This window comes from Marivita sp. S6314 (assembly GCF_023015985.1).
Lineage (GTDB): Bacteria > Pseudomonadota > Alphaproteobacteria > Rhodobacterales > Rhodobacteraceae > Marivita.
The window spans coordinates 800,440-822,066 of record NZ_JALKAO010000002.1 but is presented as its reverse complement, the minus strand read 5'-3'; the positions used below and the strand labels follow the sequence as shown (position 1 = coordinate 822,066).

The window sequence follows — 21,627 nt, the reverse complement described above, 5'->3', positions numbered from 1 at the left end:
GTGCCGTCGCGCCAATGGTACTGCGTCTCAAGACGTGGGAGAGTAGGTCATCGCCAAACCTAATAAATACCTCATATCTCTCGTAAAACGATGAACATACCCTGTCGCGGGGTGGAGCAGCCCGGTAGCTCGTCAGGCTCATAACCTGAAGGTCGTAGGTTCAAATCCTACCCCCGCAACCAATTCCCAATTTTCCGACGAACTCGCGCATTTGCCATGTGCAGACTTTCGCATGCGCGCCGCATGACTGCGCAAGCAGCAGGGTCGGTGTCTGTGAGGCATCGATGTTCCGAACTCGGTCTTCCTCTTCCATTATCGGTACCCTATTGGTCTTCTATGGCTGATTTGGACAATACCCTTGTTGTCGCCATTGATGGCGGTGGGACGCGATGTCGGGTGGGTGCGTTTGACGGCCACCGGGTCGTGTCGGTTGAGACGGGATCGGCGAACGCCTCGACTGATTTAGAGGGAAGTGTTTCTCAAATCAAGAGAGGGCTAGGCGAACTCGCAACGCGTTTGGCGTGCTCCGTGCAAACGCTCCGGGCAGCGCCGGCATTTGTTGGGCTGGCAGGTGTGACCGGACCCGCGATTGCGGATGCTCTGCGAGAGGCTCTGAAATTTCAAAATGTTCGAATTACAGATGACCGGCTGGCGGCGGTGCGCGGCGGTTTGGGGAAGCGTGATGGTGTTCTGGCGCATTGTGGAACGGGATCGTTTTTTGCGGCGCAGGTTAACGGGGCGGTGCGTTTTGCCGGGGGGTGGGGGCCCGTTCTTGGAGACGAGGCCTCGGCACAGTGGGTTGGGCGTCGCGCGTTGGGGCTGGCGCTGGAATGTGAGGATGGCCGCATTGCCGCCACGGATCTTTCGCAAAAGTTGCTGACCGATCATACCGATGCCGCTGGCGTCGTTCGGTTTGCGAGCGTGGCTCGTCCGGTGGAGTTTGGCGCGATTGCGCCTTTGGTGACAGGGTACGCGGGTCGTGGCGATGCGGTTGCACTGAAAATCATGCAAGAGGGTGCAGGCGAGATCGTGCGCGCTTTGCGTCACCTGGGCTGGCGATCCGGACTACCGATTTGCCTGACCGGAGGCATTGGCTCACATTACGCAGCTTACCTGCCGGATGCGATGCGCGCGGACCTGACCCCACGTGTCGGTGAGCCGCTGGATGGGGCGATTGCATTGGCAAAGGACGTCGCGCGGGGCGTTGCCGATGACCGCGATTGAGTTTCTGCGTCCTGACGACGGGTTAACCGTACATGGCGGGCCGCGCTACGGACAACTCAGTCGACGGCTGGAAGAGCGGAGCCGATTTGGCATCTGTCACCGCAGTCGTCATCGCCGCCTGCGGGTGACTGTGCGCAAAACGTTTCAGGGGTTGGTGCGGGACATACGCGCCGTGCAGCGTAGTTCAGCCCTCAATATCGACGGGCTTGCGATGTATGGTGGGCAAGCGGTCACAAGAGCGGTAAACACGCTGCGCGAGGTCGATGCCCGCACTCTCAACAAGCTAACGGACACAGTATGACGACCGACAGCCTCACATTTATGAACGGTCAGCTTTTCGACGGCCACTCTTTGCACACGGCCCCGGTGATCCGGTTCGAAAACGGGTGCTTGCGCGGGTTTGGGTCGGCGGCAGATGTGTCACAAGACGGCAGATGCGTTGATCTGGAGGGCGATATACTCAGCCAAGGCTATGTCGACCTGCAGGTCAACGGCGGCGATGGCATCATGTTCAACGATGACCCTTCGCCAGCAACGCTTGCCCGCATCGCGGAAGCGCATCGGCGGCTTGGCGTGTCGGCGTTGTTGCCGACCCTGATTACCGATACCGCCGATAAGACCCAGGCCGCAATCGGGGCCACGATTGAAGCCGTCAAAACGGAAATGCCGGGGATCGCCGGGTTGCATCTTGAGGGGCCGCACCTGTCGATCAAACGCAAAGGGGCACATGATCCGGCGCTGATCCGTCCGATGGAGGCAGAAGATCTTGATTGTTACCTCGCCGCGGCAAAGGAATTGCCGGTCCTGAAACTGACGATTGCGCCCGAAAATGTCACACCGGAGCAGGTCAAGACGCTGGCAGAGGCCGGAGTTCTGGTTTCTCTGGGCCACACGGATGCGCCGTTTGACAGCTGTCAACACTACTTCGCGGCCGGTGCGCGCTGTGTCACGCATCTGTTCAACGCCATGAGCCAACTTGACAATCGTGAACCGGGTCTTGTGGGGGCCACGCTTGCCAATGGCGCGGTGTCCTGCGGCCTGATTGCGGATGCCGTTCATGTGCACCCCGAAAGCATGCGCGCTGCGTGGCAGGCCAAAACCGGGCCGGGGCGCATTTTTCTGGTCAGCGATGCCATGGCCGTGGCCGGAAGCGACTGCACAGAGTTCGAACTGGGCGGCAGGCGGATCCAGCGCAGCGGCGGCAGGTTGACGCTGTCTGATGGAACACTGGCTGGCGCTGATCTTGATCTCACACAGGCCATCCGGACGATGGTGGACCAAGTCGGCGTTCCGCTGGTCGAGGCGCTTCGGGCGGCGATCACGACGCCTGCGGCCTTGATTGGCCATCAATCTGTGATGCTGAAACCCGGTGTTACGCGACAATCAGACATGATCCGCTTGTCCGGCGATTTGCGCACCGTCTCACATTTGATGTGAAGGCGTGTCAGACAGGATGCAAAGACACCGCAACAGGCATACCGGCAAGAGCGTCTTTTAAGGGCCGCACGTCCTTTTCTGGAACGCGGATATGCACATGTTGCTGATCGGTGATTTCGATCTCGGGTGCAATGCCAAGCGTGTCTGCCACAGCCATGACCGCCCAATGGGTGGCCTGGGAGCGTAACGTGGGTTTAAAAATCTTGCCGATCGGGGTCAGCGGCATCTGGTCGATCCGCTCGATCCGTTTGGGCAGCGCAAGCGGGTCTTCGATCCGATCTTTCAGAAACGCGAAAAGCTCGTCCCCATCCGGCGACCAACCGTCCCGGGTCGAGATAAACGCAACCGGAAGCTCACCCGCATAAGCATCCGGCATGCCCACCGCCGCAGCCGTTTCGATCATCGGATGGGCCAAGAGCGAATCCTCGATCATCTGGGGGTCGATGTTGTGCGCGCCGCGTATGATAAGGTCTTTCTTGCGCCCGGTGACGAAAAGCCGACCCTCAGCATCCAGATGTCCAAGATCACCCGAGACCAGCCAGCCATCGGACACAAACGTGCCTGCGTTCTGCGCGGTGTCCGAATATCCTGACGCGACATTGGGGCCGCGCGTTGCAACGATGCCCGTGGTCCCGGCGGGCAGCATTCCTGACGCATCTGAGTCACCATCTGTGTCACCAAGCACAGCGACTTCGGTGAATGGGAGCCGCAGTCCACAGGACAAGGGTGTGCGTGGCGCATGCACCGGCTCTACGGCGATGGCACCGGCGCTTTCGGTCATGCCCAGGATGTTGCGAACAGGCACGCCACTGTGCTGTTCGACCGCGTCAGCCAATTCGGTCGGGAGCGGCGATCCGCCGGTCAAAAGGGCGCGCAGGCAGGAGATATCGGCGTTGACGGGCATGCCTTTCAGGGTCGCCAGAACGGTCGGAACGGCACCGATAACCGTAATGCCCAGCCGCTCCACATGCTGCCAGACATCGCGCATGAAGGCCTGATTGCGCATCCCCAACCGGCCGGGAACGATCAATGTGCCACCAGCCGACAGGGTTGAAAGACCAAAGACAAACGCGCCCGCGACGTGAAACAGCGGAAAGCCGTTCAGGACCACGTCGTCGGGACCCAGATCATGCATCATTGCACAAGACCGGGCGACGTGGGCCTCGTTCAGTCTTGTATGACGGACAAGTTTGGGCGCGCCCGTTGTTCCACCGGTGTGGTAGAATGCGGCAAACGCGGTTTCATCGCCTGCCGGGGTAATGTCGTCTCCGGACACCGCGATCAGGTCTTCAAAATTCCCATCCGCACCCGGGCTATGCGCCGTTGCATCACAGGCAAAGATTGGCAGGTCGATCCCTTCGCGTCGCAGGGCCGGGATCAGGTTTGACCAGTAATCCAGTTCTTCGTTGCATCCCATGGCAACCACTGCCGCTGCGTCTGACGCCCGGATCAAGGCCGCCACATGTTTCGGTTTCAGCATCGGATTAATCGGGCAAGCGCGCCCGGCAATCTGCGCGCCCCACAAAGCCGCCTGACCCGATGGCGTGTGTTGCGTCAGAAGCGCCACCGAACGGTCCGGCGACACCCCGTGCGCGCGAAACACCCGCGCCGCCCCCATGATCCGTTCGGCAAACTCTGCGTAAGTGACGGTTTCATCCGTATCGGGCTGACGCGCATCATGCAGATACCGGATCGCGATTGCGTCGGGCCGCGTGGTTGCATGGTGCCGGAGGATGTCCCAAGGCGATTTCTGTGGGTAAACGGCATCAAAGCCTTTTGCTTCAAGCGCACGCAGATCCGCCAAGCTGGTGATCTTCATCCCGTTTTCTTCCCTTCGAAACCCGCCCTACCGGTAACGCCGCTTCCCGCGTGGTGCAGCAGCGAGCGGTACCGCGGGTTGAATAGGCAAAGCAGCGGTTCGGGTCTACCAAGAAGCCGGGGCCAAAGGTCTTTTTCGTGGCGCCGTCACCCTTCAAAACCTGCCAACGCGCTGCGCAAAGCCATCGAAGTCTTGGCCGGTCAGCACCGGGATGCTGAGCTGAGCCAACTCTGCCAGCGCATCGTTTTGTGTCTCAATACGGCCGGGCCCGGCACGCCTGAGGATGATCGCCTGAATGCGATCCGGATGTCTGCGGTAGGCCTCAAGATAGATGCTGGCATCTTTCTGCCCGGTATCGCCCACCAGAATTGCGGGCAGGTCCGGGTTTGCGTCCAGCAGGGTGTCGATGCTGCGGCCTTTATGGTCTCCATGGCCTCCGGTGATGAACTTTGTCTCGCTGATGCCAAGGTCGCGCAGGAACATTGGCCCCGGTCTAAGCCCCGCGCGTTTGAAAACGTGCTGCAGAAAGGCATGCATATTCCACGGCGAAGAACTGACATAATAGATCGGGTTGCGGCCGCTATCGCTCAGATCTTCGATTAGCGCGATTGAATCGTCGAAAACATGGCGCGTTGCAACATTGCCGGAAAAGGTTGTCCAAAGATTGCGCAGCAGCGAATACGCCCCGGTTTCCATCATCGTGTCATCAATGTCTGAGATGACCATCACCGTCGCATCCGGGCGCGGCACGTAGGCCCAGCATTCAACAGCAGTGTCTGTTGATCCAATTGCCAGCGTGTAACGGACCCATCCGGTTTGATCGTCACGAGGCACGCGCAGGTCGAAATAGCCTTCTTCGTCGGTTTCGGTCGCAACCGATCCGCAAGCCACCCGAACGCCTGCGACCTCATCCGTGAAAAACAGTGACAGCATGCCCCAGATGTTGCCGAACGTGCCGCCCGACATCCGGCTTTCGCGGGCAGGATCATCAAGTATGCGCCCCCGCAAGATCACGTCGCTGGGCGTGGCATAACCGATATGGGGGTCCAGATGGGTTTCGCCCGGTGTGCGCTTGCGGGTTTCGATCAGTCGGGCAACAAGCGCTTCCGCGCGAAAGGCGACCCGATGGAGAAGCTTTTTCATGTTTGCCCTGTCCTGCCCTGTTCAACAGAAGTGTAACGCATGTCGGTCCGATTGGTGCCGATACATATGCAGATTTCCAGTTATTTATGAGCTTCGATCATTGACCGAACCGCGCCCAGATCCCGGCGCAGGACATCTTCTGCCTCTGATCGCGCCGCCGGAGAGGGGGCGCGAAGAAGGAAGGACGGGTGCACGGTGATCAAGACCGGCGGTACTCCGTCGTGCCGTTCAACGCGCCCAGAACGATTGGTGATGGCCTTGCCATTTCCAGTCAGAGCCTCTGCCGCCGTCGCCCCGAGCGCCACGATGAGCTTTGGTTGCACACGCGCGATTTCCGCATTCAGCCACCACCGGCATTGCGTGACCTCCCCGCTGTTGGGGCGTTGATGGACCCGCCGTTTTCCCTTGGGCTTGTATTTGAAATGCTTGACCGCATTGGTGAGATACATCTCTTCACGGTCTAACCCGACATCGTGCATCACGCGGTCCAACATCTGACCGGCCGGTCCGACAAACGGACGCCCGGCAATATCTTCGTGATCGCCGGGTTGTTCGCCCACAAGCATGACGGACGCATCCTCTGGCCCCTCTCCGGGAACCGCTTGCGTCGCGTGACAGTGCAGCGGGCACCGGGTGCAGTTTTGCAAATCCGCCTCGAACTGATCAACGGGACCTGACCACCGAGAGGCGAAACTGTCCACTTGCGCCTTGGCGGGCGCGGCGTGTGCGCGGGGCAAGGTTGGGGCCGCCAGCGCCATCTCGGTTGCGCGCCGTTCTGCACCCGCGATCAGCGCCGGAATCGATGCCGCCTCTGGCAGATTGCGCCAGTATTTCTTGGGCATCTCAGACGTCATCGCCGAAATCTTGAGCCGGGCTGGATTAAAGATGTTCTGATAATACGTGATCCAAAGCTCTTCGCTCGCATCTGGTGGCAGGTCAGGCCGAGGTTGGCCGGTTGTGAAATCCAGTTGACCGTCCGCGTATTGAACCGTGACGTCTGGCGTGGCGATCAGCCAATTCATGTCCGCAAAGCGACGGCGAAAAAATTCAGCGGTTGGCTCTACCGTGTGATGCGTCGGTTCGAACCAGGCTGCAAAATTCCGGCGCTGCGCCGATCCGTTCGGGAGTTCGCGGAACCGGACAAACGCCTTCATCTTGTGCTGACAGCGGTGCACCGCCTTTTCCATCCGGCGCAGGGACGCCAGCGCGACATCGGCCCGATCCTGCATCCGCTGCGGGTTCTGGCGCAGCCGCCAAAGAAACGCATAAAGCTGCGCAAACCGGGTTGGATCGCTGTGCCAGACAACGCTGTTGGCCATGCTGAGAAAGCTGCGTGGGACGGATATGGGACGGGGCGCTGGTAGCGCCGTTGATCCGCCAAACAGGCTCGGGGGCGCGTCATGAGTTGTCCACTGCACCTGCTCGGGCGGAACGTCATTCGACACAAGCGACCGCGCGGCATCGCGCCAGGCGTCGGCGGTTCCGATGCGTGGCATCTCGACGGTGTAGGTCACAAGAGGCTCAATTGCTCGGGCGGGGGGGCAAATTGCGCGCGCAGCTGTGCGCTGTCGGTCAGTGCGCCCGGAGTCCATCCACCAGCAGTCACAAAGGCGCGCGCTTTTTTCATCGCGCCACCGATCCGCGCGATATCTTCGTAGCGCAAGGTGCGATGCCTGCGCGCCGCGATAATGCGTTTGACGGTTTTGACCCCAAACCCCGGCACGCGCAGAAGCATTTCTTTGCTCGCGGTGTTCACATCGAGCGGAAACAGCCCGCGATGCTGAAGCGCCCAGGCCAGTTTGGGATCAATCTCCAGATCAAGATTGCCGTCTGGCGTCACGCCCGTGATCTCTTGCAGGTCAAAGCCATAAAATCGCAGCAGCCAATCGGCCTGATACAGGCGGTGTTCCCGTTTCAACGGGGGTTTCACCAAGGGCAGGCTGGCCGAACTGTCGGGGATCGGTGAAAAGGCCGAATAGTAGACGCGCTTGAGTTTGTAGCTTGAATAAAGCCGTGTCGATTGCCCTAGCACCGTGGCATCATTTGACCCGTCCGCGCCGATGATCATCTGCGTGGATTGCCCCGCAGGCGCAAAACGCGGCGCGCGCCTGCCGCGATAGGTGCGCTCGGTTGTGCTGTCCTTGCGGGTGCGGATATCCGCCATCGCCTTGCGGATTTGTTGCGGCTTCTTTTCCGGTGCAAAGGTCTGCACGGCCTGATCGGTTGGAAGTTCGACATTGATCGACAAACGGTCGGCGAGACGTCCAGCCTCTTCGATCAGTTCTGGTGCGGCATCGGGGATCGTCTTCAGATGGATGTAGCCGCGGAAATTCTCCTCATCCCTGAGTTTCCGGACGATGCGCACCATATCAAGCATGGTGGCGTCCGGTGACCGGATGATGCCGGATGACAGAAACAGACCTTCGATATAATTCCGCCGATAAAACTCGATCGTAAGATGCACGACCTCATCGACCGAAAACCGCGCGCGCGGCACGTTGGACGACACGCGGTTCACGCAATAGCTGCAATCATAGATGCAGAAATTCGTCATCAAAATCTTGAGCAGACTGATGCAGCGCCCGTCCGGTGCGTAGGCGTGGCAGATGCCTGAGCCTTCGTTTGATCCCAACCCTTTTCCGTCCAGCGAATTGCGCCGGGTTGAGCCAGAGGACGCGCAAGACGCGTCATATTTTGCCGCATCGCTCAGAATTGCGAGTTTTTCTTGAAGGGATCTCCGGGACATTTGTTCACCTTATGTTCCGGCGTGTCGAATGGCAATAAACTGCGACGTAGCTTGGGAAGATTTTGCACATGCGAGCCAAGGTCACGGAACCGGACAGGCCATGACCGGGTTGGACCAGCAGAGACCCCAAAACAAGGAGAAGATCATGGAGCTCTTTCATTCGGGTGCCATTCAGCAGATTAAGACCACCTCACCGTCGCTTTATGCGTTTCGCATCTCTGGTCATGTCGACGACGATGCGGCCGAGGATTTGGCGAAATTCATGAACGATGCGTTCGACCGTCATGACGAAAAGGTCGATATGCTGCTGGATCTGTCGCACTTTGCAGGCAGTGATTGGGACAGCTTGCTGGATGGCGATGTCATCAAATCCCGGTTTCGTGCCCTGTCCGAAGTCCGCCGCTACGCCGTTATCGGTGCGCCCGACTATGCGCAGCGGATGATTGAAGTGATGGACAAGATCATCCCGGTCGAAGCCAAAGCGTTCAGCAATTCGGAAGAAAACGACGCGTGGGCTTTTGTCGGCGAAACACCTTTGGCGCCGATGTGATGACACGAAAAAAGGTGGCCGGTCAGGCCACCTTTTTTCCGATCCCGCGTTACGCGGCCTGTTTGTTGATCCTGTCTTCCGCAAGGTCGGTGAACCGGCGGTCACCGTCATACGACTTGTCGAGACACTGATCGAGCTTCTTCACATCATCGCCTTGGCCCAGCCGTTTCGCAAACGCTTTGCAGCAGCCGTAGCCCGCAATCGCGTAATGCGCCATGCGCTGGTACTGCGTGATGATCATGGCATCCTGCGCGGCGTCGTCACCGAACTCTTCTTCGATCCCATGCGCACGGGCCTCGTTCACAAGGCCTTCCATGCCCTTGCAATGCTCACCATTCGGGTCGGCATCATGGCTCCGCAGAATGGTCTCCAACGTGTCCATGCCGTCCTGAATGCCCGATACACCGGCCTCAAGCGCATCTTTCAGGTCGGCATTGTGCGCCGCTCCGGCCAGTTCTTTCGTGGCTGTCAGCGACTGCTTGCACGCGCTGTAAATGTCCTGGAGTTGGTCGATATAGACGTCTTTCAAAGAATTCATCGGCATCTGTCGTGCTCCCATATGTCGTGATTTGCGAGAGCCCAACGGACTGAGGCGCACGCGGGTTCCATCGCGCGTCTGCTAAAAAAATTGGGAACCGACGCCGCAAGCTGCTCGTTATGTGAGCAAGGCCCGGTTGACGCGTGACGTGCCTGCGGCGTGTGTTGCGGCAGGCGCAATGCCTTGTACAATCAATAGCTTACTGGGCGAAAGAGGAGGTTCAGACATGTCCATACTTGCCCCGCCCCAAAACTTTGCCAGCCCAAAGGGCCGGGCGGTTGATCACGACCGCCTGAAGCGTCTGGAGCGGATTGCCAACGGATTGGACAGTGCCTTTCGCATTCCGGGCACGCGGTTCCGGTTTGGTTGGGATTCGATGCTTGGGCTGATCCCGGGTGTCGGCGACGTGGCCACTTTGCTGCCCGGCGCATACATCATCGTCGAGGCATGGCGGCTGGGCGCGCGCAAGCGCACGCTGGCCCGCATGTGTGTGAACAGTACCGCAGACGTTGTTCTGGGCACCGTGCCCGTATTGGGTGACGCGGTTGATGCCGTGTTCAAAGCCAACCAGCGCAACCTGCGCCTGCTCAAAGCGGACCTTCATTCCGAAACACCCCTTCAAAAGGAGAAGTATCATGGCTGAGAGACATCGTTCAAAAGACGGTCGACGCGAGACCGAAGAGGTTCTTGGTGCGGAAGGCGAAATCGCGCACTCCGGCCGTACGGGCGGCCGTCTGAGCCGTACGGTTGGCACCGAAGACGAACTGAAGCGCGCCACCGAACGCCCTGCCGGGGCCACCCGTGTGCGAAAGTCGATGGAGGAGGACAGTAAAGATGGGTAAGGGCGTGCCGAATGGAACTTGGGTGCTGATCGCCGATGGCGAAAAAGCGCTGTATCTGGTCAATGAAGGCGACGAGCAGGACATTCACCTGACCGTCCGCCACAAGGACGAACAGGAAAATCCGCAAGCGCAGGATTGGGCCGCAAACCGGCCGGGCCGGTTCAATGACGGCCCAAGTGTGCACCGTTCCGCTGTTGATGATACCGATTGGCATCAGCTCGAAAAAGAGCGGTTCGCCAGCGACATTGCGGACGACCTCTACAAGTCTGCGCATGCCGGTGATTTCGATCACCTGATCATCGCGGCCAGCCGCCCGGTGCTGAGTACGTTGCGCAAGGAGCTTCACAGCGAGGTCACAGACCGGGTGATCCTGGATATTCCCAAGGTTCTGACCAATCACGGGCTGGACGAAATCGAGAAAGCCATCGTCCGCGAATACGCCGAGGCCGCATAACGCGAGACTGGCACGGCGATGTGCAGTCGTGCCCGGTCTCTATCTTTAACTCTGCAAATGACCCGGACCTAGAGTCCGGGTCTTTCTGTGTCTGAGCCGCGAAACCGGTTCACACACGCCGATACGGAACCTTTTGGCGTCTGCCGAGTTAACCAGTTGTACATTGATTAAGAACGGAGCACGAAAATGGAATATGGTATTATCGGACTCATCGTCCTGATCGCCAGCGTCTACGCAATCTACAACGTCCTGACATCCGGCGCGAGCACCGGCGCGAAGGTGATCTGGACTCTGGTGATCCTGATCCTCCCCGTCCTCGGCTTCATCGCATGGCTTGTCGCAGGTCCGAAATCGTCAGCGGCCCGCGTCTGACCGACGACAGAAACCCGTCGGCTGGAGCGTCTCAAACAGCCAGCGGGCAAGCCGAACGTGATGATCAGGCCGCAACACCCCGAACAAACAGGATGTCGAAACGCAAGTTTCGGCATTCTTTTTTTTGCGCCTTGGCGGCAGAGGTACAGCTTGCGCCTGACGCTGCCGAAATTCGGGTGTTCCAAAGCCCTGCCGCATCCCCGGGCACCTGCGCCATTTGCGCCTTGACCGCATCCTTCCATTGAACCCTTGGCGGCGATTGTAATAACCGTTGAGTGAATCCGCCGCATCAGGTGCGCCACACAGACGTGTTGCTGCTGATCGGCGGATCCGGGGAAGGACGCGATGAATGCGGCATGTCAAAGGATCATGACTCAGACCAGCGGCATTCAGATCGACTCTGACGGTGATACGACACATGTCACGCTGTCCGAAGGCCTGACCATCCGAAACATCACCGAAAGCCGCGAAGCGCTGGCACGCATTCCGCCTTCGCAGCATGTCACGATTGACCTTGGGCAGGTTGATCGCCTGGACACGGCGGGGGCCTGGCTGCTGACGACCTTTCAGAAAGACCGCCAAGACCAAGGTTCGCAGGTCCGGATAACCAATGCCAGTGTTGAGGCGCAAAGCCTGCTGACAACCACGGCGGACGCTCTTCCCGTGCGGGAAGACGTGCCCGCCAGCCCCACCACGCTGAAATCTGTGCTGGAAACCGTCGGCAAGGCGACAAGCAACGGGGTTGGTTTTATCCTCGCACTGACGGGATTTCTCGGGATATTCCTGTCGCGGCTTGCCCGCGCGATGCGCCACCCGCAGGATTTCCGGCTGACCGCGCTTGTACACCACTGTCAGGAAGTGGGCCTGAAGGCGGTGCCAATCGTGGCGCTGATGGCGTTTCTGATCGGTGTCGTGCTTGCGTTTCAGGGCGCGAGCCAGTTGCGCCAATTCGGGGCCGAGGTTTTCGTCGTGGACCTCATCGCAATCTCCATTCTGCGGGAATTGGGCATTCTGCTGACCTCGATCATCGTTGCAGGGCGGACCGCCTCGGCGTTTACCGCGGCCATCGGGTCCATGAAGATGCGCGAAGAAATTGACGCGATGCGCACGCTTGGCCTTGATCCTGCGATGGTGCTGTTTGTCCCGCGTATCCTTGCGCTCTTGCTGATGCTGCCGATCCTTGGCCTGATCGCCAATATCGCGGGGTTATTCGGCGGGGCGTTGATGGCCTGGATCGAACTGGGCATTTCGCCCGCGATGTTCCAGACCCGCCTTGTTGAGGGCACGGATGTGAACCACGTGATGGTGGGTCTGGTCAAAGCTCCGGTATTTGCGCTGCTTATCGGTGTGGTTGGCTGTCATGCCGGGATGCAGGTCAAAAGCAACGCGGAATCCCTGGGGCGGATGACATCAAGCTCGGTGGTGACAGCAATTTTTGCGGTCATCGTGGCTGATGCGCTTTTCTCCATCTTCTTTGCGAGCCTTGGCATATGACGACGGACACCGTGATCTCTGTGCGTGGGCTGAGAAACCAGTTTGGCACGCATGTGGTGCATCAGGATCTCGATCTTGATGTCTACAGGGGCGAAATTCTGGGGGTTGTCGGAGGCTCGGGAACCGGCAAGTCGGTGCTGCTGCGCAGTATCACCGGACTGCAAAAACCGACCGCCGGGCAGATCGACGTTCTGGGCACAAATGTTCTGGGGGCTGACGAAGACACCCGCGCGGCGCTGGAGGCCCGTTGGGGGGTCATGTTCCAGGATGGCGCGCTGTTTTCGTCGTTGACCGTTCGGGAAAACGTCGAAGTGCCGATGCGCGCCATTGACGGGCTGGATCCAGTCATCCGGCGCGATCTGGCGGATCTGAAAATCTCGATGGTCGGGTTGCCGTACCTGGCTGGCGACAAATACCCGTCTGAACTGTCTGGCGGGATGCGCAAACGCGCTGGGCTGGCACGCGCACTGGCGCTTGATCCAGAGATCGTGTTTCTGGATGAACCCACCGCGGGGCTTGACCCGATTGGCGCGTCTGCGTTCGACACGCTGATCCGCGGGCTGAGCCGGTCGCTCGGGCTGACCGTGTTTCTGGTGACCCATGATCTTGATACGTTGCATGCGGTCTGTGACCGCATCGCAGTTCTGGCCGAAAAGCGGGTATTGGTAACCGGAACGATGCAAGACATGCTGAAGGTCGAACACCCCTGGGTTCGGGAGTACTTTCATGGCCCCCGGGCCAGGGCCGCACTGGATGCCAGCACAGACGCCTAACGAAGGGGCAATCGATTGGAAACCAAAGCCAACTATGTCTTGATCGGTGCCTTCACGCTTGCCGGGCTTCTGGGCATCATGGGGTTTTTCCTGTGGTTTGCCCGCGTCGAACTGGATCGTCAGTTCGCGTATTACGACATCAATTTTTCGTCTGTTTCCGGGCTGGGCAACGCGTCAGATGTCCGGTTCAGCGGCTTGCCGGTGGGGCAGGTCGTGGATGTGCAACTGTCTCCTGACCGCGATGGCACAATCGAAGTGCGCGTCGAGGTCGCGGCGCAAACCCCGGTACGCACCGACAGCGTTGCCACGATTGAGGCACAGGGCGTCACCGGCGTGTCCTTTGTCAGCATCGGTCCCGGTTCACCTGATGCACCGCTGGTTGTGCAACCCGAAGACGGATCGGTCCCTACGATCACGGCAGGACGGTCGACCTTGCAGGTCTTGTCCGAAGATGCCCCGCGCCTTCTGGAAGAGATGATCAATGTCGTCGCCGAGATCGGCGATCTGGTCGGCGGCGAAAATCAGGGACGTCTGGACCGCATCCTGACCAATGTCGAAGCCGCCTCCGAGGATTTCGCGCAAACGCTGGATGATTTTTCGGCTGTGGCAACCACCATTGGTGACTTTGCCAGCCAGATCGAACAGTTCAACAACACGGTTCAAACCTTATCCGGGGATCTGACCGGCGTTCTGCAAAGCGCAGATGACACGCTTGTCTCGATCGGAGACCTGTCCACACAGGCCACATCCGTACTGGCCAGCGGCCAGGCCGCTTTGGACAATGCACAGACGGTGATTGCCGCGTCCGAACGCTATGTTGCCCAGGATCTGACGGCGATGACAGAGGATCTCCGCGACACCCTGGCCGAGGTGCGCAGCCAGGTGTCCAGCCTTGGGGACAGTGCGCAACAGGTGCTGGATACGTTGAACACCACCGGGTCAACGGCCACGGCCCGTCTGGACCAGTCGGAAACCACGCTGGCGGCTGCAAATGACCTGATCACGCGGCTTGATGCCTCTGCCCTGTCTGTCACGGCAGCGGCGGACCGCATCACCAGCCTGATCGACAGTGACGGCGCGCCGCTCTTGTCCGAAACGCGGGACGTGGTGGCACAGGCCAAAACCGCGATGGTCGCGATCACCAACGCCACCAACACGGATCTGCCTGCCATCGTCGCCGAGATCCGCGCGGCAACCGAAAGCTCTGCGACGGTTATTGCCGATGTCGGCGAGAGCCTGAAATCCGCCAGCGGCAATGTTGACGGGGTTCTTGCGGAGGCACGGACCACACTCGAAAACGCCAGCGTCGCGTTTTCCAACGCCAATGACACCTTGTCCGCCATCAATGCCGCCCTGGAAACCGGCGACCGCGCCCTGGCTGCCGCAGAAGGCGCATTCACCGGTGCAGAGACCGTGATCAACGAGGATATGGGCGCGATCATCGACGGGTTAGAGGCCACGCTGGACAATCTGAACGGCGCAATCGCCACGGTGTCCGGAGACCTGCCCGAAATCACGTCGGATTTGCGCGCGGCAAGCCAGTCTGCGTCTGACGCCTTCGGCGAGATCCGAAGACTGACCGCTTCGTCCGCGCCCGCCATAACGGATTTTGCGTCTTCCGGCTTGCCCCTATATACGCGTCTGGCGCAAGAGACCCGGACCCTCATTGCAAATCTGGACCGGTTGACAACCCAAATCCAACGCGATCCCGCACGCTTCCTCCTGGATCGTGAAACCCCGGAATTCAGAAGATGAGACTGCTGTGAAAAGACATCGCCCGGCCACGATCGCTGCTGCGGTCCTTTTGACATTCAGCGTGTCCGGCTGTGCCACGCTGTCCGCACTCAGCGATGCGGCCACCCCGTTGGAGGCCTACGAACTGCGCAGCCCATCCGATATCCCGGTCTATCCCGGGCGGCCAAGACCGCTGGACGTGATCGTCGAACTGCCGACCAGCACGGGTTCCCTTGCAACAGATCGCATCATGATCCGCCCCAACCCGTTGCAGGCGCAATACCTGCCGGAAGTTCGCTGGAGCGATCCGACACCCGTCATGGTGCAAAACCTGCTTCTGCGCGCTGTGGAGGCCACCGGCGTGGCCCGCTATGCCGGCCGGACACCGATTGGTCCCGGCGGGGACTACGCAATCGTCACCGAACTGGTCGATTTCCACGCCGAAGCAAACACAGCGAACGACACGGCTCTCATCCGACAAAGCCTCGTGGTGCGCCTCGTCAGGGAACGCGATGCCGCCATCGTGACAAGCCGTCGCTTCGACGCACAAAGCCCGTCGGCAACGCTCGAAACCCAAGACCTGATCACCGCCTTCGACACGGCATCCGACACCCTCCTGTCCGATTTCGCCAACTGGATATCGCGCGAACTGGCGAGACGATGAAGAGACACGATCGTCTTTCGGCTACGCCGAACGAGTTGTGCGCATACACCTGATTTTTTCCGGGTCAGCCCGTGACGCAGCACGGCGTTTGATTGGAGTGATGGCGGCATGGCCACCACGTCCCATGTCTTTGACACCTGAAGCCGCCTGTTCACCAATGGCCGATTTGGCGCGACCAAGTGCACCAGTTGGTTTTCGCTTCAAGGCGTTGAACAAACAGATTGGCGTCATTAGTTATAATTCAATAACCAAAGTTCTTGGCCAATCAAACGGCCAGTGAGGATGTGACTATGACGGTGTCGAGGGATCTGGCGTTCAAGCCGCAGGCCTTCCTCAAGGGTCTTGCTGTACTGGCGATTGTGTTCGGTGTGGCCACGGTCATATCCGGTGGGAATGTTCTGTTCGGGCCGCAGGTCGTGCAGGACATGGCGGGACGTTTTGTGCCCTTTGTGGTCTGGTTCAACGTCGTTGCGGGGTTCTTTTACATTGCGGCCGGTCTGGCCATCTTGCGGGGGCATCGATTGGCTTTGGCGCTGTCGGTGACCATTGCCGTGGCGACCTTGCTGGTTGCGGTGGGGTTTGGCGTCTGGGTGATACAGGGCGGGGACTTTGAGATGCGGACCGTGGGCGCGCTGGCGCTTCGGTTTGCGGTGTGGGTGGCGTTCTCCTGGGCCGTGTTTCGTGCAAGGCTGCACCCGTGAGGACGCGAAAACCCGCAGCCGTGCGAAAGGCCGAAATCACGCAAATGGCCCTGTCACTGGCGTTCGAATTCGGGCCGGATCGCGTGACAACCGCGATGATCGCGGATCGGTTGCGCCTGACGCAACCGGCGATTTACAAGCATTTTCCCAACAAGGAAGACATCTGGCACACCGCGACCGACGAACTGTGCCACCGGATCGAGGATAACATCTGCGCGGCGCAAGAACACACCGATCCGATTGATCGGTTGCGCGCGTTGGTGATGGGGCAGCTTCAGCTTTTGCACGACTATCCAGCCTTGCCCGAGATTATGGTGATGCGCGATCCGAACGCGGGCACGACGGAGCTGCGGTCCCGGGTTTTGACCAGCGTCGGCGGCTTGCGCGACGCCATTCACCACGCCACGCGCGACGGTCAGGCCAAGGGTCTGATCCGAATGGATCTTGATGCGGATGATTGCACGAATTTGGTGATCGGCGTTGTCCAGGGATTGGCTCTAAGGCTGTTGCGGTTTCGCGATCCCGACGGGCTGCTGAGCGCGGGCGAACGTCTGCTTGGTGTGCAACTGATGCTTTTGACGGAACAAGGAGACTTCACATGCGACCGGGTTTGAAACTCCTTCTGATCACGATGCCGATCATTGCTGTCGGTGTTGGTATCCTGGCGTTTGTCATCGCAACCGGCGCACCGCCCGAACGGGCCCCCTTGGCCGAACGTGCAACACCGGTGCGGGTGATCACCGCCCGGACACAATCCGTCGCACCTCGCATCAGTGGGTACGGGCTGGTGCGCCCGGCACGGACCTACGAGGCCATTGCCCAGGTCGGCGGCACGGTTGAATACGTCAATCCGGGTCTGCAGAAAGGCGCGATCCTGCCTGACGGTGCGGTTTTGCTGCGCATATCACCCGCTGACTTCGCATTGGCCATCGCGCAAGCCGACGCAAACATTCGGGCCGCCGAGGCGCGGCTGTCGGAAATCGCGGTGTCCGAAACGAACCAGATCGCCGCACTGGACATCGAAAAAGAAGCATTGGCCCTGCGGGCAGCTGAGCTCTTGCGGACCGAAACGCTTTTTGAGAAGGGCACGATTTCGCAGGCTTCGGTGGACACCGCGCGCACCGCGCACCTGGCGCAGCGCCAGAAGGTGCAATCGCTGGAAAGCGCACTGGCGCTCTTGCCAACGCAACGCACGGTCCAGACCGAACAGATCGCGGTCTATCGCGCCAGTTTGGAAACCGCCAAGCTGAACCTTGCACGCACCGAATTGACCCTGCCGTTTGCAGCGCGCGTCGCCTCGGTTTCGGTTGAAACCGGGCAGTTCCTTCGCTCGGGAACAACCGCTGCCGTGTTGGACGGGATCCAGGCGGGCGAGGTTGAGGCGCAGGTTCCGATTGCGTCGCTTCGGACGTTGCTGCGTTCGGCACTCAGCAACCCGGACGCGATTTCCCTCGATCCTGCGGCCATGACCGATGTGCTGCGCCGCTTGGGTCTGACCGCAACGGTACATTTGCGGCTCGAGGACGACACCGTCAGCTGGCCGGCCAAGGTTGACCGGATAAGCGACAGCATCGACCAAAGATCCGGCACTTTGGGCGTCATCGTCAGGGTCGATGCGGCCTATAGCGGGGTGGCACCGGGCGAGCGTCCTCCGTTGACCAAGGGGATGTTTGTCGAAGTGTCGCTGCAGGGCCAGCCGCAATCCGGCATCTGGGTGCCGCGCAGCGCCTTGCGCGATGATCGGGTCTTGGTGGCTGACACAGAGGATCGGCTGCGGTCGGTCGAGGTGACAAACCGCATGGTGCAAGACGGGATTGCGATGATCTCGGGCGACATCTCACCCGGTGCACGCATACTGGTCAGCCAACCGGGCAACGTTGTGGATGGCATGTTGTTGACGGTGACCGAAGACACCGCGTTGATGGATTGGCTGGCGGCAGAAGGACGTGCGGAATGATAAGGTTCTTCGCCGGGCATCCGACCATCGCAAACCTTCTGATGATCGGCTTTCTGCTTGCGGGTCTTCTCGTTGCCCCGACGCTTCTGCGCGAGACGTTTCCACGCGCTGCCCAAAACGAGGTCGAAGTGACGGTGCCTTATCCCGGTGCCCGACCCGAGGATGTCGAGACGGCGATTTGTGAGCGGATCGAAAACGCGCTGGATGCGGTGACCGGTATTGATCATCAATCCTGCGAAGCCCGCGAGGGCCTTGCGCGGTCGGTTGTGCGCATGCGCGAAGGCGAGGCATATCAGGCGTTTGTTGCGGATGTGAAATCCGAGATTGATGCGATCACCGATCTGCCCGCACGCGCCGAGACAGCCCGCGTTCGCGCCCTGGGGCAGACCGACTTTGTCGCCTCTGTTGCGGTCACTGGCCCGAACCGCCGGACCGATCTGAAAGACCTGGCCGAAGCGACGCGAACCCGGATGTTGCAATGGGGCGGCATTCCGAAGGTCGACATTCGCGGCTTTTCGGCGCGCGAATTGCACATCGGTTTGAAGCCCGAGGCGTTGCGCCAATTCGGCATCTCTGTCGCAGACGTGGCCCGATTGGTGCAGTCCGGAAGCGTCGATCTGCCCGCAGGCGACATCGACACGTCAACCGAAACTCTGTTGATCCGCGTGGCCGAGGAACGGCGCACGGTCGATGATCTTGCCACGCTGGTGATCAGGTCCTCGACCACGGGAGGGCAGGTTCACCTGGGCGATATCGCCACGATCACCGAGCAATTCGCAAGCGATGACAACGTGATCACCTTCGACGGACGGCCCGCCGCCGTTCTGGACATAAGCAAGACCCGGGCCGAGGACGCCCTGACCATCATCGATGAGCTCAAAGCCTTTATCGAGGCGGAACGCCAGCAAGGCCCGCCCTCCGTGGTGATGGAAATCACAACCGACGCGGCCTCCGTTGTGCGCGACCGGCTGACGCTGGTGGTGGTCAACGGCCTGCAGGGGCTGGCGCTGGTCTTTCTGGTGCTCTGGCTGTTTTTCGGGTTCCGCTTCTCGTTCTGGGTCGCCATGGGCCTGCCGGTGTCCTTCATGGGGGGCGTCGCATTGATGGGGATGGTTGGCTATTCTCTGAACCTGATGACCACGCTGGGCCTGTTGATCGTCATTGGGCTGTTGATGGACGACGCCATCGTCATCGCCGAAAACATCGCCCGGCAACGTGAAAAAGGGCTAAGCGCGATGGACGCTGCCGTAACGGGCGCGACGCAAGTGTTCCCGAACGTGCTGGCCTCCTTTGGCACCACCGCGATGATCTTTGGATCGCTGGCTTTTCTGGAGGGCGATATCGGCGCGGTTCTGAAAGTTGTGCCTGTCGTGATGCTGTTCGTCCTGATGGTGTCGCTGGTCGAGGCCTTCCTGATCCTGCCACACCACCTCATCCACAGTCTTGAAGCGCCACCTAAGCAAAAGGGTGTGACCGTGCGCGTTGAAGCGGGCGTGGTCTGGGCGCGCGAGCGGCTGGTCGGCCCGCTGGTCGATCTGGCCATTCGCTGGCGCTATGCGACGGCAGGCCTCAGCTTTGCGGTTCTTCTTGTGTCGGTCAGCATGTTGGCAGGCGGTTATCTGAAATTCACCGCCTTCCCCGAGCTGGACGGCGACACCATCGTCGCGCGGGTTCTGCTGCCCCAAGGCACCCCCCTGGACCGCACGCAGGCGATTGTTGCGCAGCTTGAAGACGGGTTGGACGAGGTCAACACGCAGCTTTCGCCCGAGCAACCGGACGGCGCTGCCCTGATCCGTCACGTGTCGGTCTACTACGGTGAAAACCGCGATGCCTTTGAAACTGGCCCACATGTGGCGACGGTCAGCGTTGATCTCTTGCCCTCGGCCGAACGCGTTCACCGCCCCGACGCGATCATGGAATTGTGGCGCGACATCGTCGGGCCGGTGCCCGATGTGATCAGCCTGAAATACGCGGAATCGACCATAGGTCCGGCTGGTATCGCCATCGACATGCGGTTGCGGGGCGACGATCTGGACGCTCTGAAGTCCGCCTCGGTCGCGTTGCAGGATTGGATCTGGCAATATGACGGCGTAACATCCGTGCTTGACGATCTGCGCCCCGGTAAACGGGAGCTGCGGATCACTCTGAACGAGGCCGCTGGTCCCATGGGGATCACAGCGGCAATGATCGCAGACCAACTGCGTGCCGCCTATTTTGGCACCACCGTCAGCGAGATGCAGGTCAAGGGCAGTGTGCTGGACGTCACCGCCCAGTTCGCGCCCGAGTTTCAGGGCACCCGCAGGTCATTCGATGATTTCCACGTGGCCAGAGCGGACGGCACGACCGTGCCGCTTGGCGTGGTGGCCGATATCGAAACCGGGCAGGGATACAACCGCATCAACCGTGAAAACGGCATCCGCACGATCACGGTTCAAGGCACCATCGACACCCGCGTTGCCAATGCCAATGCGATTGTCGGCGACGTTCTTGCAAACTTTGCCCCCGATCTCCTGACCCGGTATCCCGGCGTCACGCTGGATGTCGAAGGCCAGAACGCCGAGGCCGGAAAGACCCAGCAATCCATGCTGAAGGGGTTTCTCGTCGGTCTGATCGGTGTCTTCCTTCTGCTCAGCTTTCTGTTCCGCTCCTATGTTGAACCCATCGTGGTGATGCTGGTCATCCCCCTGTCGCTCTCCGGAGCGATCTTCGGACACATGCTCATGGGGCTGGATTTCTCGATGCCCAGTATGCTGGGATTTGTCGCGCTGGCCGGTGTGGTGGTGAACAACTCGATCCTGTTGGTGGATTTCGTCAAACGCGAACACGGTGATGCGACGAGCGTTGCCGTGGCAGCAGCACGCGCCGCCCGCGCGCGTTTCCGGGCGATCTTCCTGACCACCACAACAACCGCTGCAGGGCTTTTGCCGATCCTGACGGAAACCAGCCTTCAGGCGCAAATCCTCATTCCGCTTGTTGCCAGCCTCGTGTTCGGTCTCGTCACCGCCAGCGTGATCGTGCTCTTCGTACTTCCCGCAATCTACGCCATTCTCGATGATCTGGGCCTCAGTTCCCTGGCCAATGAACGACGTCTGGCCGCGCGTCACACGTAAGCTGCGGGCGCGTCTGTTTCCGCAACTGCTGATGCGGTGAGCAATGGCGGCGCAGGTCCGTACCTTGGT

Annotated in this window: 21 protein-coding genes and 1 tRNA gene; 17 read left to right on the top strand and 5 right to left on the bottom strand. The window is 60.1% G+C overall.

Annotation, left to right across the window (positions count from 1 at the left end):
* The first annotated feature begins 105 nt into the window (after nt 1-105).
* The 4 genes from MWU54_RS08575 (at nt 106) to nagA (ending at nt 2,661) form a co-directional block, all read left to right on the top strand.
* A tRNA-Met gene (locus MWU54_RS08575) sits at nt 106-182 on the top strand.
* 34 nt (nt 183-216) lie between these two features.
* Nucleotides 217-1,224, top strand: a complete 1,008-nt coding sequence (locus tag MWU54_RS08570) for a BadF/BadG/BcrA/BcrD ATPase family protein (RefSeq protein ID WP_348647631.1) — start codon at nt 217-219, stop codon at nt 1,222-1,224.
* Entirely contained in the window at nt 1,211-1,525 is a 315-nt protein-coding gene (locus MWU54_RS08565) for a hypothetical protein (protein ID WP_247082174.1), read from the top strand. Before MWU54_RS08570 ends, MWU54_RS08565 begins: the two co-directional genes overlap by 14 nt.
* Nucleotides 1,522-2,661 (top strand): N-acetylglucosamine-6-phosphate deacetylase, encoded by a 1,140-nt coding sequence (gene nagA, locus MWU54_RS08560; RefSeq protein ID WP_247082173.1) that lies wholly within the window; start codon nt 1,522-1,524, stop codon nt 2,659-2,661. The genes MWU54_RS08565 and nagA overlap by 4 nt, the downstream gene beginning before the upstream one ends.
* A gap of 7 nt (nt 2,662-2,668) precedes the next feature.
* Here the strand turns inward: nagA and MWU54_RS08555 are convergent, their stop codons facing one another.
* The 4 genes from MWU54_RS08555 to MWU54_RS08540 form a co-directional block, all read right to left on the bottom strand.
* Nucleotides 2,669-4,480 carry an AMP-binding protein gene (locus tag MWU54_RS08555; RefSeq protein WP_247082172.1) on the bottom strand — a complete coding sequence of 604 codons (1,812 nt, stop codon included), beginning with the start codon at nt 4,478-4,480 and terminating at the stop codon, nt 2,669-2,671.
* Between the two features lie 153 nt (nt 4,481-4,633).
* Nucleotides 4,634-5,623 carry a phosphatase domain-containing protein gene (locus tag MWU54_RS08550; RefSeq protein WP_247082170.1) on the bottom strand — a complete coding sequence of 330 codons (990 nt, stop codon included), beginning with the start codon at nt 5,621-5,623 and terminating at the stop codon, nt 4,634-4,636.
* Between the two features lie 80 nt (nt 5,624-5,703).
* A complete protein-coding gene (locus MWU54_RS08545) occupies nt 5,704-7,119 on the bottom strand; it encodes a UdgX family uracil-DNA binding protein (protein ID WP_247082225.1) in 1,416 nt (471 codons plus the stop codon).
* A gap of 14 nt (nt 7,120-7,133) precedes the next feature.
* Nucleotides 7,134-8,369, bottom strand: a complete 1,236-nt coding sequence (locus tag MWU54_RS08540; RefSeq protein ID WP_247082167.1) for a putative DNA modification/repair radical SAM protein — start codon at nt 8,367-8,369, stop codon at nt 7,134-7,136.
* Nucleotides 8,370-8,514: 145 nt separating this feature from the next.
* On the opposite strand from MWU54_RS08540, the gene MWU54_RS08535 reads away from it, so the two are divergent.
* Complete coding sequence (locus MWU54_RS08535) at nt 8,515-8,919, top strand: STAS/SEC14 domain-containing protein (RefSeq protein WP_247082165.1); 405 nt, start codon at nt 8,515-8,517, stop codon at nt 8,917-8,919.
* Nucleotides 8,920-8,968: 49 nt separating this feature from the next.
* Here the strand turns inward: MWU54_RS08535 and MWU54_RS08530 are convergent, their stop codons facing one another.
* Complete coding sequence (locus MWU54_RS08530) at nt 8,969-9,463, bottom strand: ferritin-like domain-containing protein (protein ID WP_247082163.1); 495 nt, start codon at nt 9,461-9,463, stop codon at nt 8,969-8,971.
* A 220-nt stretch (nt 9,464-9,683) separates the two neighbouring features.
* On the opposite strand from MWU54_RS08530, the gene MWU54_RS08525 reads away from it, so the two are divergent.
* The 12 genes from MWU54_RS08525 (at nt 9,684) to MWU54_RS08470 (ending at nt 21,558) form a co-directional block, all read left to right on the top strand.
* Nucleotides 9,684-10,100: a DUF4112 domain-containing protein gene (locus MWU54_RS08525; RefSeq protein WP_247082161.1), complete on the top strand. Its 417-nt coding sequence runs from the start codon at nt 9,684-9,686 to the stop codon at nt 10,098-10,100.
* Nucleotides 10,093-10,299 (top strand): hypothetical protein, encoded by a 207-nt coding sequence (locus MWU54_RS08520; RefSeq protein WP_247082159.1) that lies wholly within the window; start codon nt 10,093-10,095, stop codon nt 10,297-10,299. The genes MWU54_RS08525 and MWU54_RS08520 overlap by 8 nt, the downstream gene beginning before the upstream one ends.
* On the top strand, nt 10,292-10,753 hold the full coding sequence (locus MWU54_RS08515; RefSeq protein ID WP_247082158.1) for a host attachment family protein: 462 nt from the start codon (nt 10,292-10,294) through the stop codon (nt 10,751-10,753). Before MWU54_RS08520 ends, MWU54_RS08515 begins: the two co-directional genes overlap by 8 nt.
* A 186-nt stretch (nt 10,754-10,939) precedes the next feature.
* Nucleotides 10,940-11,125: a PLD nuclease N-terminal domain-containing protein gene (locus MWU54_RS08510; RefSeq protein ID WP_247082156.1), complete on the top strand. Its 186-nt coding sequence runs from the start codon at nt 10,940-10,942 to the stop codon at nt 11,123-11,125.
* Between the two features lie 369 nt (nt 11,126-11,494).
* The gene (locus MWU54_RS08505) at nt 11,495-12,619 is read left to right on the top strand and encodes an MlaE family lipid ABC transporter permease subunit (RefSeq protein ID WP_247082154.1); all 1,125 of its coding nucleotides are present in this window, start codon (nt 11,495-11,497) and stop codon (nt 12,617-12,619) included.
* On the top strand, nt 12,616-13,392 hold the full coding sequence (locus tag MWU54_RS08500) for an ABC transporter ATP-binding protein (protein WP_247082152.1): 777 nt from the start codon (nt 12,616-12,618) through the stop codon (nt 13,390-13,392). The genes MWU54_RS08505 and MWU54_RS08500 overlap by 4 nt, the downstream gene beginning before the upstream one ends.
* Nucleotides 13,393-13,407: 15 nt before the next feature.
* A complete protein-coding gene (locus MWU54_RS08495; protein WP_247082150.1) occupies nt 13,408-15,147 on the top strand; it encodes an MlaD family protein in 1,740 nt (579 codons plus the stop codon).
* Between the two features lie 7 nt (nt 15,148-15,154).
* Nucleotides 15,155-15,790 (top strand): ABC-type transport auxiliary lipoprotein family protein, encoded by a 636-nt coding sequence (locus MWU54_RS08490; RefSeq protein WP_247082148.1) that lies wholly within the window; start codon nt 15,155-15,157, stop codon nt 15,788-15,790.
* A 290-nt stretch (nt 15,791-16,080) separates the two neighbouring features.
* Entirely contained in the window at nt 16,081-16,491 is a 411-nt protein-coding gene (locus MWU54_RS08485) for a hypothetical protein (RefSeq protein ID WP_247082146.1), read from the top strand.
* Between the two features lie 44 nt (nt 16,492-16,535).
* Nucleotides 16,536-17,105, top strand: coding sequence for a TetR/AcrR family transcriptional regulator (locus tag MWU54_RS08480; protein ID WP_247082144.1), 570 nt, complete (start codon nt 16,536-16,538; stop codon nt 17,103-17,105).
* A complete protein-coding gene (locus tag MWU54_RS08475; protein ID WP_247082142.1) occupies nt 17,090-18,448 on the top strand; it encodes a hypothetical protein in 1,359 nt (452 codons plus the stop codon). The genes MWU54_RS08480 and MWU54_RS08475 overlap by 16 nt, the downstream gene beginning before the upstream one ends.
* The gene (locus MWU54_RS08470) at nt 18,445-21,558 is read left to right on the top strand and encodes an efflux RND transporter permease subunit (RefSeq protein ID WP_247082140.1); all 3,114 of its coding nucleotides are present in this window, start codon (nt 18,445-18,447) and stop codon (nt 21,556-21,558) included. The genes MWU54_RS08475 and MWU54_RS08470 overlap by 4 nt, the downstream gene beginning before the upstream one ends.
* Nucleotides 21,559-21,627 lie beyond the last annotated feature (69 nt).

What these genes read in the sequence shown, in the direction of transcription:
- MWU54_RS08535 (WP_247082165.1), top strand. Translation starts at nt 8,515, where the DNA reads ATGGAGCTCTTTCATTCGGGTGCCATTCAGCAGATTAAGACCACCTCA.
- MWU54_RS08520 (WP_247082159.1), top strand. Translation starts at nt 10,093, where the DNA reads ATGGCTGAGAGACATCGTTCAAAAGACGGTCGACGCGAGACCGAAGAG.
- MWU54_RS08500 (WP_247082152.1), top strand. Translation starts at nt 12,616, where the DNA reads ATGACGACGGACACCGTGATCTCTGTGCGTGGGCTGAGAAACCAGTTT.
- MWU54_RS08570 (WP_348647631.1), top strand. Translation starts at nt 217, where the DNA reads ATGTGCAGACTTTCGCATGCGCGCCGCATGACTGCGCAAGCAGCAGGG.
- MWU54_RS08525 (WP_247082161.1), top strand. Translation starts at nt 9,684, where the DNA reads ATGTCCATACTTGCCCCGCCCCAAAACTTTGCCAGCCCAAAGGGCCGG.
- MWU54_RS08515 (WP_247082158.1), top strand. Translation starts at nt 10,292, where the DNA reads ATGGGTAAGGGCGTGCCGAATGGAACTTGGGTGCTGATCGCCGATGGC.
- MWU54_RS08565 (WP_247082174.1), top strand. Translation starts at nt 1,211, where the DNA reads ATGACCGCGATTGAGTTTCTGCGTCCTGACGACGGGTTAACCGTACAT.
- MWU54_RS08505 (WP_247082154.1), top strand. Translation starts at nt 11,495, where the DNA reads ATGACTCAGACCAGCGGCATTCAGATCGACTCTGACGGTGATACGACA.
- MWU54_RS08545 (WP_247082225.1), bottom strand. Translation starts at nt 7,119, where the DNA reads ATGCCACGCATCGGAACCGCCGACGCCTGGCGCGATGCCGCGCGGTCG.
- MWU54_RS08510 (WP_247082156.1), top strand. Translation starts at nt 10,940, where the DNA reads ATGGAATATGGTATTATCGGACTCATCGTCCTGATCGCCAGCGTCTAC.
- MWU54_RS08470 (WP_247082140.1), top strand. Translation starts at nt 18,445, where the DNA reads ATGATAAGGTTCTTCGCCGGGCATCCGACCATCGCAAACCTTCTGATG.
- nagA (WP_247082173.1), top strand. Translation starts at nt 1,522, where the DNA reads ATGACGACCGACAGCCTCACATTTATGAACGGTCAGCTTTTCGACGGC.
- MWU54_RS08485 (WP_247082146.1), top strand. Translation starts at nt 16,081, where the DNA reads ATGACGGTGTCGAGGGATCTGGCGTTCAAGCCGCAGGCCTTCCTCAAG.
- MWU54_RS08530 (WP_247082163.1), bottom strand. Translation starts at nt 9,463, where the DNA reads ATGCCGATGAATTCTTTGAAAGACGTCTATATCGACCAACTCCAGGAC.
- MWU54_RS08475 (WP_247082142.1), top strand. Translation starts at nt 17,090, where the DNA reads ATGCGACCGGGTTTGAAACTCCTTCTGATCACGATGCCGATCATTGCT.
- MWU54_RS08550 (WP_247082170.1), bottom strand. Translation starts at nt 5,623, where the DNA reads ATGAAAAAGCTTCTCCATCGGGTCGCCTTTCGCGCGGAAGCGCTTGTT.
- MWU54_RS08540 (WP_247082167.1), bottom strand. Translation starts at nt 8,369, where the DNA reads ATGTCCCGGAGATCCCTTCAAGAAAAACTCGCAATTCTGAGCGATGCG.
- MWU54_RS08555 (WP_247082172.1), bottom strand. Translation starts at nt 4,480, where the DNA reads ATGAAGATCACCAGCTTGGCGGATCTGCGTGCGCTTGAAGCAAAAGGC.
- MWU54_RS08480 (WP_247082144.1), top strand. Translation starts at nt 16,536, where the DNA reads ATGGCCCTGTCACTGGCGTTCGAATTCGGGCCGGATCGCGTGACAACC.